The sequence below is a fragment of the Micromonospora sp. KC723 genome, assembly GCF_004348595.1.
Lineage (GTDB): Bacteria > Actinomycetota > Actinomycetes > Mycobacteriales > Micromonosporaceae > Micromonospora.
Genome location: NZ_SMKD01000029.1, coordinates 17,073 through 29,668, shown reverse-complemented (window position 1 = coordinate 29,668; position 12,596 = coordinate 17,073). Strand labels below are relative to the sequence as shown.

Annotated in this window: 13 protein-coding genes and 1 pseudogene; 1 reads left to right on the top strand and 13 read right to left on the bottom strand. The window is 71.3% G+C overall.

Annotation, left to right across the window (positions count from 1 at the left end):
* Nucleotides 1-5 precede the first annotated feature (5 nt).
* From E1165_RS09635 to E1165_RS09600, 8 genes and pseudogenes are all read right to left on the bottom strand, one after another.
* Nucleotides 6-725, bottom strand: a complete 720-nt coding sequence (locus tag E1165_RS09635; protein WP_243704680.1) for a septal ring lytic transglycosylase RlpA family protein — start codon at nt 723-725, stop codon at nt 6-8.
* Nucleotides 726-803: 78 nt separating this feature from the next.
* Nucleotides 804-1,652 (bottom strand): ABC transporter permease, encoded by an 849-nt coding sequence (locus E1165_RS09630; protein ID WP_132389846.1) that lies wholly within the window; start codon nt 1,650-1,652, stop codon nt 804-806.
* A 55-nt stretch (nt 1,653-1,707) separates the two neighbouring features.
* Nucleotides 1,708-2,574: an ABC transporter permease gene (locus E1165_RS09625; RefSeq protein WP_132389844.1), complete on the bottom strand. Its 867-nt coding sequence runs from the start codon at nt 2,572-2,574 to the stop codon at nt 1,708-1,710.
* Nucleotides 2,571-3,722, bottom strand: a complete 1,152-nt coding sequence (locus tag E1165_RS09620) for an ABC transporter ATP-binding protein (RefSeq protein WP_132389878.1) — start codon at nt 3,720-3,722, stop codon at nt 2,571-2,573. Before E1165_RS09620 ends, E1165_RS09625 begins: the two co-directional genes overlap by 4 nt.
* Before the next feature lie 5 nt (nt 3,723-3,727).
* Nucleotides 3,728-4,903: a spermidine/putrescine ABC transporter substrate-binding protein gene (locus E1165_RS09615; protein WP_132389842.1), complete on the bottom strand. Its 1,176-nt coding sequence runs from the start codon at nt 4,901-4,903 to the stop codon at nt 3,728-3,730.
* Between the two features lie 176 nt (nt 4,904-5,079).
* On the bottom strand, nt 5,080-5,223 hold the full coding sequence (locus E1165_RS09610) for a DUF397 domain-containing protein (RefSeq protein WP_132389840.1): 144 nt from the start codon (nt 5,221-5,223) through the stop codon (nt 5,080-5,082).
* A gap of 37 nt (nt 5,224-5,260) precedes the next feature.
* A pseudogene (locus E1165_RS09605) lies at nt 5,261-5,598 on the bottom strand (DUF5753 domain-containing protein); the annotation flags it as partial.
* A gap of 385 nt (nt 5,599-5,983) precedes the next feature.
* Complete coding sequence (locus E1165_RS09600) at nt 5,984-6,355, bottom strand: DUF3499 domain-containing protein (protein WP_132389836.1); 372 nt, start codon at nt 6,353-6,355, stop codon at nt 5,984-5,986.
* A gap of 143 nt (nt 6,356-6,498) precedes the next feature.
* On the opposite strand from E1165_RS09600, the gene E1165_RS09595 reads away from it, so the two are divergent.
* Nucleotides 6,499-6,948: a metallopeptidase family protein gene (locus tag E1165_RS09595; protein WP_088963879.1), complete on the top strand. Its 450-nt coding sequence runs from the start codon at nt 6,499-6,501 to the stop codon at nt 6,946-6,948.
* 105 nt (nt 6,949-7,053) lie between these two features.
* Here the strand turns inward: E1165_RS09595 and E1165_RS09590 are convergent, their stop codons facing one another.
* From E1165_RS09590 to E1165_RS09570, 5 genes are all read right to left on the bottom strand, one after another.
* A complete protein-coding gene (locus E1165_RS09590; RefSeq protein WP_007455784.1) occupies nt 7,054-7,311 on the bottom strand; it encodes a WhiB family transcriptional regulator in 258 nt (85 codons plus the stop codon).
* 474 nt (nt 7,312-7,785) lie between these two features.
* On the bottom strand, nt 7,786-8,133 hold the full coding sequence (locus E1165_RS09585) for a phospholipase (RefSeq protein ID WP_132389834.1): 348 nt from the start codon (nt 8,131-8,133) through the stop codon (nt 7,786-7,788).
* A gap of 16 nt (nt 8,134-8,149) precedes the next feature.
* Nucleotides 8,150-9,547: a DUF4331 domain-containing protein gene (locus E1165_RS09580; RefSeq protein ID WP_132389832.1), complete on the bottom strand. Its 1,398-nt coding sequence runs from the start codon at nt 9,545-9,547 to the stop codon at nt 8,150-8,152.
* Nucleotides 9,548-9,637: 90 nt separating this feature from the next.
* Nucleotides 9,638-9,916 (bottom strand): hypothetical protein, encoded by a 279-nt coding sequence (locus E1165_RS09575; RefSeq protein ID WP_132389830.1) that lies wholly within the window; start codon nt 9,914-9,916, stop codon nt 9,638-9,640.
* Between the two features lie 127 nt (nt 9,917-10,043).
* Entirely contained in the window at nt 10,044-12,551 is a 2,508-nt protein-coding gene (locus tag E1165_RS09570; protein WP_132389828.1) for a bifunctional FO biosynthesis protein CofGH, read from the bottom strand.
* Between the last annotated feature and the right edge of the window lie 45 nt (nt 12,552-12,596).

Below are 12,596 nucleotides of genomic sequence, written 5' to 3'. Positions count from 1 at the left end.
GCGGCTCAGCTCAGCGGTTCAACCGTGTGGCGGCGGACCAGGTTCTTGCCCGGTTCCCGGATGGCGTCCATGGCGGCGGCGTTGAGCAGCACGCAACTGCCCGCCGGGCCGGTCACCGTCACCGTGACCGCCCGGCCGTTGTCCAGGTTGGTCACCCGCAGCCGGGTGCCGGCCGGGAACTGCCCGCTGGTCGCGGCGGGCGCACCGCCCTCGGCGGAGAAGGTGATCGGGCCGGCGCACACGCTGGGCCCGGCCGGTGCCGTCGGGGAGCCGCCGGCCGAGGCGGGTCGCTGCGCGCTTCCTGGGCGCTTCTGGTGGACGGTCGGGGCCGCCTCACCGGGCGGAAGTGTGTCGCCGGGCGGGGGTGTGTCGTCGACGAGGCGTTCCACCAGGTTGCGGCGGATCACGTTCTTGCCCGGTTCCCGGACGAGGTCCATGGCGGCGGCGTTGAGCAGCACGCAACTGCCCGCCGGGCCGGTCACCGTCACCGTCGCCACCTTGTCGTTGTCCAGGTTCGTGATCCGCAGCCGGGTCCCGACGGGGAACCGGTCGCTGGTCGCCGCCGGCGCGCCACCCTCGACGGAGAAGGAGACCGAACCGGAGCAGGCGCTCTGCGGACCGGGGGTGGTGTCGGCGAAGACGATCGTCGTTCCGATCACCGCCGCCGCGGCGGCCGCCAGTGCCACTCCGGCCGCCAGTACGTGCTTCCGCTGCACCTTCACCATCTCCCGTCCGTCTGCGCCTTCTTCGGAGCGGAGTACGGCTGGAAACCCCTCGGGGTTCAGATTCTTCGTGTAGAAGGTTCATGATGCGGTGTCCGTCGACTCGGACAGCGCAACAGGGCGTGACCGGGCCCAGGGTGCCGGCCGGGCCCGGCGTCCGCGTGGCGAGCTGACCCCGACCAGCAGCAGCGCCAACCCGAACATCGCCGTGCCGATGACGTTGACCTGCGGCGGGATGCCCCGCTGGGCGGCACCCCAGACGTACATCGGGAAGGTGACGGTGGTGCCGGCGTTGAAGTTCGTGACGATGAAGTCGTCGAAGCTCAACGAGAAGGCGAGCAGCGCGGCGGCGACGATACCCGGCCACACCAGCGGCAGGGTCACCAGCCGGAACGCCTGCCACTCGCTGGCGTAGAGGTCCATCGCCGCCTCCTCCAGCCGCCGGTCCACCCCGGCCAGCCGCGCCCTGACGGTGACCACCACGAACGACACGCAGAACGTGACGTGGGCGATGACGATCGTCCAGAAGCCCTGCGGCACACCGGCGGAGACGAGGAGAGCGAGCAGCGAGGTGCCCATCACCAGCTCCGGCGTGGCCATCGGCAGGAAGATCAGCAGGTTGACCCCGGACCGGCCCCGGAAGCGGTGCCGGGCCAGGGCGAACGCCATCAGCGTGCCGAGCACCGTGGCGACGACGGTGGCGACGAAGCCGATCTGCACGCTGCGCAGCACCGCGTCGCACATCTCCGAGGTGGCACAGGGATGACGCCAGTTGTCCAGGGTGAACTCGTGGAAGTCGTACGACAGCCGGCTCGACGGGCGGTTGAACGACAGGGCGGCGACCACCGCGATCGGCAGGGCGAGGTAGCCGATCACCAACAGAGCGACGATCATCACCCAGCGGTCGGCCAGCCACCGGAGCGGTCTCATCAGAGCCCGCCTTCACTCGCGCCTGCGGGGCTCCGCTCCGCTGCACTCCTCGCCCTCATCGGAGCGCCTCCTCCGCGCCGGCCCGGCGCAGGTAGCCGAAGACCAGCGCGAGGGTCGCCGCCATCAGCAGGAACGACAGCGCCGCCCCCTGCGGATAGTCCAACCGGACCAGGAACGCGGAGTCGACGACGTTGCCGATCATGTACTCGTTCGGGGTGCCGAGCAGTTCCGCGTTGATGTAGTCGCCGGTGGCGGGGATGAAGAAGAGCAGCATGCCGGCGATCAGGCCGGGCATCGACAGCGGCAGGGTGACCCGGCGGAACGCCTGCGCCGGGCTGGCGTACAGGTCGCCGGCCGCCTCCAGCAGCCGGCGGTCCAGCCGCTCCAGGCTGGCGTACAGCGGCAGCACCAGGAAGGGCAGGAAGTGGTACGTCAGGCCGAGCACCACCGCGACCGGGGTGGCCAGCAGCCGGCCGTCCGGGCCGAGCAGGTGCACGTCGCGCAGCAGCCCGACCAGGGCGCCGTTGTCGGACAGGATGGTCTTCCAGGCCAGGGTGCGCACCAGGAAACTGGTGAACATCGGGGCGACGACGCAGACCAGCAGCAGGTTCTTCCACCGGCCGGCCTTCTGCGCGATCGCGTACGCCAGCGGGTAACCCAGTGCCAGCGCCAGCACCAGCGCGAGGCCGGCGTAGCCGAACGAGCGGGCGAACTGCGGCCAGTACGCCTGCAACGCCGCCGGATAGTTGCCGAAGGCCCAGGTCAGCGCGTACCCGGTGGAGAGCGAACCGCCGGGGTCGTAGAGGCTGGCCGCGCCGAGTTGCAGCAACGGAACGGCGAAGAAGACGCCCAGCCAGACCGCGCCGGGCAACAGCAGCAGGTACGGCAGCAGCCGGTGGCGGACCGGGCGCGCCCGGCTCACGACGGCACCGGCGTCGGCTCGCCGCGCAGTCCGACGCTCCGGTCCGCCGTGCCGGGCTCGCGGGGCAGCAGAAAGGCGTGCCGGGGATCCCAGTGCGCCACCACCGGCGCACCGACCGGGAACTGCCGGCCCACTCCGCTGTTCGCCGCGAACGCGGCCAGCTCACCTCCCCAGCCGGCGCGGATCAGGTAGTGGGTGCTCACCCCGACGTAGGAGGCGGCGGTGACCACCCCGTCGACGTACTGGTGTCCGTCGGGCACCTGGCCGGCGGACCCGACCAGGTGCAGCTTCTCCGGGCGTACCCCCAGGTAGACCGCGCCCCGGTCGGACCGGGCGCGGTCGGCGGGCAGGGAGAACCGGGCACCGTGGGCGGTGACCGGCACGTCGGCACCGGCGCGGCCGGCGGCCTCGGCGGCAAGTAGGTTGGACTGGCCGAGGAAGTTCGCCACGAACGCGGTGGCGGGGAACTCGTAGAGGTCGGCGGGGGCGCCGAGTTGCTCGATCCGGCCGGCGTTCATCACCGCGACCGTGTCGGCCATCGTCATGGCCTCCTCCTGGTCGTGGGTGACGTGCACGAAGGTGATGCCCACCTCGTTCTGGATCCGTTTCAGCTCGACCTGCATCTGCCGGCGCAGCTTCAGGTCGAGCGCGCCGAGCGGCTCGTCCAGCAGCAGCACCCGCGGCTGGTTGATCAGCGCGCGGGCCAGCGCGACCCGTTGCTGCTGCCCGCCGGAGAGCTGGGCGGGCCGCCGCCGGCCGTGGCCGTCGAGCTGCACCAGCGACAGCATCCGCCGGACCTGGTCGTCGGCCTTGCGAATGCCGCGCCGGCGCAGCCCGAAGGCCACGTTCTCGGCGACGTCGAGGTGCGGGAAGAGCGCGTAGCTCTGGAAGACGGTGTTCACCGGCCGCTGGTACGGCCGCAGCCGGGTGATGTCGCGGTCGCCCAGCAGCACCTGCCCGCTGGTCGGCTCCTCCAGGCCGGCGATCATGCGCAGGGTGGTGGTCTTACCGCAGCCGGACGCCCCGAGCAGGGCGAAGAAGGAACCCCGCGGGACGGTCAGGCTGAGGTCGTCGACGGCGGTGAGGGCGCCGAACCGCCTGGTGAGGTTGGCCAGCCGCAGGTCGTCGGCCGGTGACTCGTGCCCCATCCCGGTCACGCCCCGATGACCTGCTGGAACCTGGACTCGTACGCCCTCTCCTGCTGCTCGTCGAGGGCCATGAAGACGGTGGCCTTCCGCAGCAGGTCGTCGCCCGGGAAGATCAGCGGGTTGGCGGCCAGCGCCGGGTCGATCTTCTCCATCTCGGCCTGTGCGCCGCTGACCGGGCAGATGTAGTTGACGTACGCGGCGAGCCGCGCCGCGACGGCCGGCTCGTAGTAGTAGTTGATCAGCGCTTCGGCGTTGCCCCGGTGGGCGGCCTTGTTCGGCACCATCATGTTGTCGCTGTAGAGCAGTACGCCCGACTCGGGCGAGACGAACCGGATCTTCTCGTCCTCGCCGGAGAGCTGGATGACGTCACCGGACCAGGCCACGCACGCGGCGATGTCCCCCCTGGCCAGGTCGGGCGCGTAGTCGTTGCCGGTGAACCGGCGGATCTGGCCGGAGTCGACGGCCCTCTTGAGCTTGGCCAGCGCGTCGTCGAACTGGGCGGGGGTGAAGTTCGCCGGGTCGTGGCCGTTGGACTGCAACAGCAGGCCCATGGTGTCGCGCATCTCGCTCAGGGCGGTCACCCGGCCCTTGAGGTCGGGTCGGGTGAGCAGTTCGTCGACGGTACGGATCTCCCTGGTGACGCCGCCGTTGTAGGCGAGGCCGGCGAGGCCCGCCTGCCACGGGACGGCGATCCGGTTCTCCGGGTCGAAGGAGCGGTCGCGCAGCGACGGCAGCAGGTTCGCCGTCACGTTGGGGATCTTCGCCGGGTCGAGCTGCTGGATCCAGCCGAGCCGGATCATCCGGGCAGCCATCCAGTCGCTGAGGACGATGATGTCCCGGTCGATGCTCCGGCAGCTGGCGAGCTGGTTCTGTACCTTGCCGAAGAACTCGTTGTTGTCGTTGATGTCCTCCGTGTAGGTGACCTGGATGCCGCTCCGGGCGACGAACGAGTCGAGGGTCGGCCGCTTCGCCGCGTCGGACTCGTCGACGTCCAGGTACTGCGGCCAGTTCGCGAAGGCGAGCGTCCGCTGCGTGGCAGAGAGGTCCTCGCTGCGGCAGTCCGCCTCGGTCCGGGTCGCCGCCCTGGTGCCGCAGCCGGTGAGCGCGCCGCCCGTGGCGAGCAGGGCGGCCGTGCCGGTGAACAGTCCACGCCGGCTGAGCGGCTGTGGGGAAACGCGCATGCGACGACTCCTGGGGGGTCGTCCGTCGGCGGCGGGGGTGACGCGCCGGCGGGAGGATCATCTGCCAAGGACGACGATCCTGACACGACGCCGCGCCGCCGTCGGCGAAGGGGTCGGCCACGCCCTGCTGGACGACGTCTCGGAACAGGCCAGCCCACCGCCAGGGTACGGCCTGGTCAGCGGCCCTTCGCCACAGCCAGGAACGCGCGCCAGGCCGCCGGGGTGAAGCTGAGCGTGCCGGCGGCACGGTCCTTGCTGTCCCGCACCAGCACCCGGCCGGGTAGGTTGTCGGCCACCTCGACGCAGGCGAGCAATGTCAGCCGCCTCGGTCACCAGCTCGCCACGAAGCTGATTGTCCAGATAGGCCACCTCGGCCCCGTCGGGCAGCCGGGCCAGGGCGAGCGGGCCGGCGAGACCGGGGTGCCAGGGGCGTCGGGCGGGATGACCCGCACCTGCACCTGCTCCCGTTCGGCGGTGGTCGCCACGTGGGCCACCTGCCGGGCCATGACGTCGTGGTCGCCGACCATCCGGCAGAGCACCACCTCGTCGATCACGAGCACCAACCGCCTCAGGGGTTCGCGGTCCAAGATGGCCTGTCGCTCCATCCGGCCGGCGACGACCCGCTCGATCTCGTCAGGTGACAGCAGCCCGCCCCTCCGCAGCAGCGCGCGGGCGTAGTCCTCGGTCTGGAGCACTCCCTGCACGAGCAGCGGCTGGTCTGACCGGATCGAGGTGGCGTCCTGCTCCAGCTCGGCCCGGGGCGGAACCACGGCAGGTCACGGCGGCGGTCTCCCCGGCTCCGCCATCGCCACCCGCAGCGCCTCGTTCGCCTTCGGTTCCTCCCACCCGGCCGACCTCACGCTCCGGCGCACAGTAGCGACGTCACGTGTCGATGTCCGTCCGGTGTCGGCGTGTTGCGGCGGGACCTGTTCGACGTGCCCCCGAGATGCACCGGAACGGCCCCGGAAACGCCCCGAAGGGCGTTTCGCGCCGAATGATCCGCACGCCGTTGTCGATCCCTCCGGCCGCCCACTCCAGGGTCGACGGGAAAGCCGCCAAGGCGCGAGGTCGCAGGCGAGGTCAGTGGGTGGGGGGAATGACCCGGAGGTGGCCTCGACGGCCGGTGGCCGGGCCCTGTTGGGGGGCGGCCTTGTCGTCCTCCGGGGGACGGGGGGCGACGGGACGGGCCGCCTCACGGACCGCCTCGGCCAGGGCGACCAGGTCGTCGGTGGTGGGCGGCGGAGGCTCGAACTCGCCCTCGTGCCGGACCACGTCCCAGCCCCGGGGAGCGGTCAGGCTCCGTGCGTGCGGCTCGCACAGGTCGTACGTGTGGGGTTCGGCGAACGCGGCCAGCGGGCCCACCACGGCTGTCGACTCGTTGTAGACATAGGTCAGCGTGGCGACCGCTTGCCGGGGGCAGCCGTTACGAGAGCAGCGCCGTGGTGACCTCACGGCGGCAGGGTATCCCCAATACCGGGTTCGGCGCACCGGTTCGCGGTGCGACACGCCCGTCACCGTGATCACAATTCGACCCGGCGCGCCACCGACGTGGCGCTGCCGCAGGCCAGGCCGAACCGGCAGCTACCCTTTGCCACATGACAAGCCCGGAACACCGCCGCCCCGGCTCCGGCCGGCGCACCCACCGCGACCGGCACGGCCGCGGGCTGCGCGGGCGGCTGGTCCCGGCGACCGTGCCGCTGGCCCGGACGAAGGCCGAGGTCTTCGACGACCTCGTGCTCGACACCGTCGAGACGCTGGAGCGCCGCTTCGCCAAGGAGTTGGCCGGCGTCGAGTTCGCCGTCGAGGACGTCCCACCGGATCTGAACGTGTACGACTCGGATGTGCTCGAGGACGGCGAGGTGCCGTTGGCCCGCCTGCTGCCGGGGCGACCCGGCCGGCAGGAGGTGCCGCCCCGGATCGTGCTCTACCGCCGTCCGCTGGAGTTCCGGGCGATGGACCGGGAGGACCTCGCCGACCTCGTGCACGACGTGATCATCGAGCAGGTGGCGAACCTGCTCGGGGTCGACCCGGACGAACTGGCCTGACCCCTGGCCGGATCGCCCCCGCGACCGCGACCGTTGCCACCGGCGGGGCGGCGCGCCCCACGGGCGTGAGCCGGGCGGCCCCCACCGCCCCGGCCCGACCTCAGCTCAGGCGGCCCGCCGCTTGAGCTTGCGCCGCTCTCGCTCGGAGAGCCCACCCCAGATCCCGAACCGCTCGTCGTGGCCGAGAGCGTATTCGAGACATTCCGTCTTGACCTCGCACCGCGAACAGATCCGCTTCGCCTCACGGGTCGAGCCGCCCTTCTCAGGAAAGAACGCCTCCGGGTCGGTCTGCGAGCACAGCGCCCGCTCCTGCCACTCCGGCGCGTTTCCGAGCAGGTCGGCCACCTCGAGCTGGCCGTCCATCAGATGCCTCCTTGTCGCGCACCGGCGTCACCGCCGCTGCAACCCCCCACGCGAAAGGCGTGCTTGTCCGTCCGGTCCCCATTTGTTGCGTTCCGTGCGAACAACCCCATTCAAATTACACGCGTGTAATGCGTGCGCCGTCAAGCCAAACTTGATAATGGAGTCGCCCTCCCGACACCACCCCGGACGGCCACTTCGGTCGCCCGGCCTCGCAACCTGCCCTATCGATTCAGACCCCGGACGAGTAACGCCCTCTCCGGCGAGTTGCCCCAGATTTCTGCCGTGGCGTCGCCACCGTGGACGTCGCCGGGGCACGCCGGCGACGGCTCCGGTGGACCAGCCAACCAAGATCAGGATCTCGGTGGGGCACAGGTTAACGCGGTTCGCTGCGAGCCGCCTGTCAAGGCCGGAAAAGCCGAGAGCGCCCCGTCCACGATGTGGACGGGGCGCGTCGGTTCCGACCCGGTACGACAATCAGCGCGGCCCAGGTGGAGCGCTGCTCGGCCAGACGAACTCGGCGATCGCCCCACCGGTTACGGAGATCGCCCCGGCGGGCGTGTCGTCGTCCCACCAGACGGTATAACGCCCGGCGGGAAGATCCGGGTAGACGGCACTGTGGAACACCCCGTCCCGGACGATCCGCTCGCGCACCGCGACGTGGGTCCGCTTCCCGCCGGGCTCGTCGGCCCGACTGATCTCGATCTCCCGGCCGTGCTGGTCGCGTCCGGTGTAGATGATCAGCGCGCCGGTGTCCGCGCCGATGTCGAGCATGACGGTGCCGCTCTCCGTCGGCCCGTACCGGTGGTGGTGGTGCTCGTGCATGGGCCGCTCCGTCCGCTCAGGAACCCGACGCCGGCGGGTTGTTGAACCCGTCGTACGGCGTGCCGAGGAAGGGGAAGCTACGCAGGAACGGCGCGGTGACGTCGGCCGCGCTCAGGCCGGGGGTGACCGCGCTCGCCGCGGCGTCCGGCTTGAAGTTCCTGTCCACCAGCGGCACGGTGAGCCCGGCGATCGCCCGCAGGGAGACCGTCACCACGTCGTCGGTCACCCGCCGGCCGTTGGGGAAGCCGGCCAGGTCACCACCGACCACACCGAGCGGGTTCGCCCGCGCGCTCGGCCTGATCGCGGTGTTCAGCCGCAGCATGTCGGCCTGCACGTCACCGGTGTTGTTGGTGAAGCCGTCGATCAGGCCGGACGGGATGCCGGTCAGCAGGATCGCCGCCAGGTCGGCCCGCGCCTTCTTCGACTTGTTCAACCTGTCCAGGTTCGGGAAGACGCCCGGGTAGAGCACCGGCAGCAGGGCGGCCAGCTCCGGCTGCTCGACGAACCTGGCGAAGCGCTTGTCCTCCGACGGCGGCAGCGTGTTCCACAGGTCCTTCTGCGCCATCGGCACGATGACCTCGTTGAACAACGGGTTGCCGAGGCGCGACACCTGCGTCCACGGGCCGGTCGCCGAGTCCTTGGCGACCCTGTCGCCGAGGATCCTCACCTGCTGGCGCGACGCGGTGGTCCACACCCCGATGATCGAGGCGCGGTCGTCGCGGCCGTACCGGTTCGCCTTGCGGCGCACCCGACCCAGCGGCACCTGCACCGCGATGCTGTGGACGTTCATCCGGTCCAGGGCGTTGACCGGGTCGCCCGCCTCCTTGAAGATCTTCTTCCCGGCCACGTGGAGCTGCTGGAACGGCCGGAGCGTACCCAGGTCGAAGATCGCGCCCAGGTCGACGAAGAAGCCGTCCGCGCGCTGCCCGGCGAAGACCTTCTCCCCGGTGGACAGGCTGAACGTCGCCTGGCGGACCAGATCGTTGTACTTCGGGGTGGACAGCGGCCCCACGTTGCACGGCGGGCACGGCAGCTTGTGCGCCAGCACGTGCTCCCGGCCGTCGGCCACCCGGGTCAGCCGGTAGAACTGGCGACGGTTCCAGTTCTTGCTGTCCAGCGAGTCGATCGGCCCGGTGTTGTAGAGGAAGCTGTTCGGATTGGTGATCTCGGTGGTGAACTCGAAACGGTAGGTCACGTCGGGGTGACCGTCACCGTCGTTGTCGATGTGGATCTCGTACCGCACGTCGTCGCCGAACTCGAAGAAGTTCGGTCCGCCAGAGGGCAACTGCAACGGCACGTAGTTGGCGATCAGCGTCACCGTGTCGGGCCGGTCAGGGGTGACGAAGGCGTACAGGTCGGAGCTGTCGGCGACCGGGTCCTTGCTTATCTCCGGTGCTTCGCGGTGCGAGGACATGGCGGACCACCTTTACGGGATCAGGGCGGAGTGGGGCATGCGGGGAGCCCGACGCCGGGAGCCGGCGTCGGATCAGGACGAAGAGGATGATCAGCGCTTCGCGGCGCGGCGCAGTTGGTCCGCCAACCCCCTGTCGCGCACCTCGTACCGAGAGGTGCCGACGAAGACATCCATCGTCCCGGACGCCGCGTCACGCAGGTGCACGACGATCGGCTCGTCCTTCCTTCCCGACGCCGACGGGGCGTTCTGCGCGGCCGAGACACCGGTCACGGTGAGCGCGGCGGCACCCAGGGTGGCGCTCGCCGCAGCGGTCAACGTCTGCCGGCGGGTCAGTCGCGGCCAGCGCCGCTTCCGCACTTCACTCGTCATGGGGAACCTTTCCTCCGGCGGCGCGGCGGGCGCACGCGGGGTGGAGCGCGAGGTCGCCGGCGGCGGCCCTCGCCTCAACCGCCGCCGGCGCACAGTGGTACGGCTCGCACGTCCGAAAGGTTCGACGCTATCCGGTTCGATGACCGTAGGCGGTCGTCCGCTTGCGTGCCGGCCGGCCCGCGGCAGCCGCGATCGCCCGCAACTGCTCCTCCGTACGCGCCGAACCGTTGCCGGAACCGGCCATCCGGGAGATCGTCTCCTCCATCAACGTGCCGCCCAGGTCGTTGCAGCCGCCCTGGAGCATCGCGACCGTGCCGGCGTCACCGAGCTTCACCCACGAGCACTGGATGTTGTCGATCCGCCCGTGCAGCAGCAGCCGGGCCATCGCGTGCACCACCCGGTTCTCCCGCCACGTCGGGCCCGGCCGGGCGATGCCGGCGAGGTAGATCGGCGCGTTGGTGTGTACGAACGGCAGGGCCACGAACTCGGTGAAGCCACCGGTGCGGTCCTGCACCCCGGCCAGCACCCGCAAGTGCCCAAGCCACTGGCCGGGGTGGTCGACGTGGCCGTACATCATCGTCGAACTGGACCGGATGCCCAGCTCGTGGGCCGTGCTGACCACCTCGACCCAGGCGGCGGCCGGCAGCTTGCCCTTGGTGAGCACCCAGCGCACGTCGTCGTCGAGAATCTCGGCGGCGGTGCCGGGGATGGTGTCCAACCCCGCCTCCCGCAACCGGGTCAACCACTCCCGCACCGGCACGCCGGCCTTCGCGGCGGCGGTGACGATCTCCATCGGGGAGAACGCGTGCACGTGCATCCCCGGCACCCGCGCCTTGATCGCCCGGACCAGGTCGGCGTACCCGGTCACCGGCATCTTCGGGTCGATGCCGCCCTGGAGGCAGACCTCGCTCGCCCCGGCCTCCCACGCCTCCGCGGCCCGGTCGGCGACCTGCTCCACCGAGAGCCGGTACGCGTCGGCGTCCCGCTCCCGCTGGGCGAAGGCGCAGAACCGGCAACCCACGTAGCAGACGTTGCTGAAGTTGATGTTGCGGTTGACCACGTAGGTGACGTCGTCGCCGACCGTGTCCCGCCGCACCTCGTCGGCGAGCCGGCACAGCTCGTCCAGCGCCGGGCCGTCCGCGCCGAAGAGCGCCAGTGCCTTCGCCTCGTGTTCGGACGCGAGCAGGGCCGCCGGGTCGTCCGCCGCCAACCGCAGGCCCGCCCGCACGTCGGGGTCACCCGAGACGGACACCGGAACGCTCACCTTGCCGGCCACCTCCGACCAGTCGCCGTAGACGCTGTCGAAGTCGCCCCGCCGGTCACCCGTCCGGCCGGTGGTGTCGATGCTGGCGTGCAGGTCGACCCGGCCGCCGAAGACCTCCTCCGGCTCCTGCCACGGACGACCCACCGGCCGGGCCTCCTCCACGGCGAGCCCGGTCGACGGATCGGCCAGCGCCCCCACGTGCGGTGACAGGCGTGGATCGAGCCACGGATCGCCGGCCCGGACGTACTCCGGATAGATCGTCAGCCGCTCGCGCAGCGTGAAGCCGGACTTCTCGGTGCGCCGGGCCAACTCGTCGAGGTGCGGCCAGGGCCGCTCCGGGTTGACATGGTCCGGGGTCAGCGGGGAAACCCCGCCCCAGTCGTCGATACCGGCACGCAGGAGGAGGTCGTACTCCCCGTCGATCAGGTTCGGCGGGGCCTGGATGCGGGCCTTCGGGCCGAGCAGTACCCGGGCCACCGCCACCGTCGCCGCCAGGTCGTGCAGCTCGGCGTCGGGCATGCCCCGCATCGCGGTGTCCGGCTTCGCGCGGAAGTTCTGCACGATCACCTCCTGGAGGTGGCCGTACTCCCGGTGCGCCCGGCGGATCGCGAAGATCGCGTCGACCCGTTCGGCGGCGGTCTCGCCGATGCCGATCAGGATGCCGGTGGTGAAGGGCACCCCCACCCGGCCGGCGTCGTCCAGCACCCGCAGCCGGACGGCGGGCTCCTTGTCCGGCGAGCCGAAGTGCGGCCCACCCGGCTCCGACCACAGTCGGGTGGCGGTGGTCTCCAGCATCATCCCCATGCTCGGCGCCACCGGCTTGAGCCGTTGCAGCTCCGACCAGGAGAGCACACCCGGGTTGAGGTGCGGCAGGAGTCCGGTCTCCTCCAGCACCGCTACCGCGCAGGCACGCAGATAGTCCAGAGTGGAGTCGTAGCCCCGCTCGTCCAACCAGCGCCGGGCTGCCGGCCAGCGCAGCTCCGGCCGGTCGCCGAGGGTGAACAGGGCTTCCTTGCAGCCCAGCGCCGCACCCTCGCGGGCGATCGCCAGCACCTCCTCCTGCTCCAGGAAGGCCGCCGGCAGCCGGTGCGGCACGGTGGCGAAGGTGCAGTAGTGGCAGCGGTCCCGACAGAGCCGGGTGAGCGGGACGAAGACCTTCTTCGAGTACGTCACCACGCCCGGCCGGCCGGCGTCCCGCAGCCCCGCGTCACGGATCTCCCCGGCGATCCGGAGCAACTCGTCCAGCTCGGGCCCTCGGGCCGCCAGCAGCGCGGTCGCCTCCTCGACGTCCAGCGCGCGCCCGGTGGCCGCCCGGCGCAGCGCCCGCTGCACGCTCGCCGCGGTCGGGCCGGGTTCGGTGCGGTCAACCATCCGCTCACCCTATGCCGTCCCGCCGACCGAGGCACCGGCCGCCGG

What these genes read in the sequence shown, in the direction of transcription:
- E1165_RS09635 (WP_243704680.1), bottom strand. Translation starts at nt 725, where the DNA reads ATGGTGAAGGTGCAGCGGAAGCACGTACTGGCGGCCGGAGTGGCACTG.
- E1165_RS09630 (WP_132389846.1), bottom strand. Translation starts at nt 1,652, where the DNA reads ATGAGACCGCTCCGGTGGCTGGCCGACCGCTGGGTGATGATCGTCGCT.
- E1165_RS09620 (WP_132389878.1), bottom strand. Translation starts at nt 3,722, where the DNA reads ATGGGGCACGAGTCACCGGCCGACGACCTGCGGCTGGCCAACCTCACC.
- E1165_RS09615 (WP_132389842.1), bottom strand. Translation starts at nt 4,903, where the DNA reads ATGCGCGTTTCCCCACAGCCGCTCAGCCGGCGTGGACTGTTCACCGGC.
- E1165_RS09595 (WP_088963879.1), top strand. Translation starts at nt 6,499, where the DNA reads ATGACAAGCCCGGAACACCGCCGCCCCGGCTCCGGCCGGCGCACCCAC.
- E1165_RS09590 (WP_007455784.1), bottom strand. Translation starts at nt 7,311, where the DNA reads ATGGACGGCCAGCTCGAGGTGGCCGACCTGCTCGGAAACGCGCCGGAG.
- E1165_RS09585 (WP_132389834.1), bottom strand. Translation starts at nt 8,133, where the DNA reads ATGCACGAGCACCACCACCACCGGTACGGGCCGACGGAGAGCGGCACC.
- E1165_RS09580 (WP_132389832.1), bottom strand. Translation starts at nt 9,547, where the DNA reads ATGTCCTCGCACCGCGAAGCACCGGAGATAAGCAAGGACCCGGTCGCC.
- E1165_RS09575 (WP_132389830.1), bottom strand. Translation starts at nt 9,916, where the DNA reads ATGACGAGTGAAGTGCGGAAGCGGCGCTGGCCGCGACTGACCCGCCGG.
- E1165_RS09570 (WP_132389828.1), bottom strand. Translation starts at nt 12,551, where the DNA reads ATGGTTGACCGCACCGAACCCGGCCCGACCGCGGCGAGCGTGCAGCGG.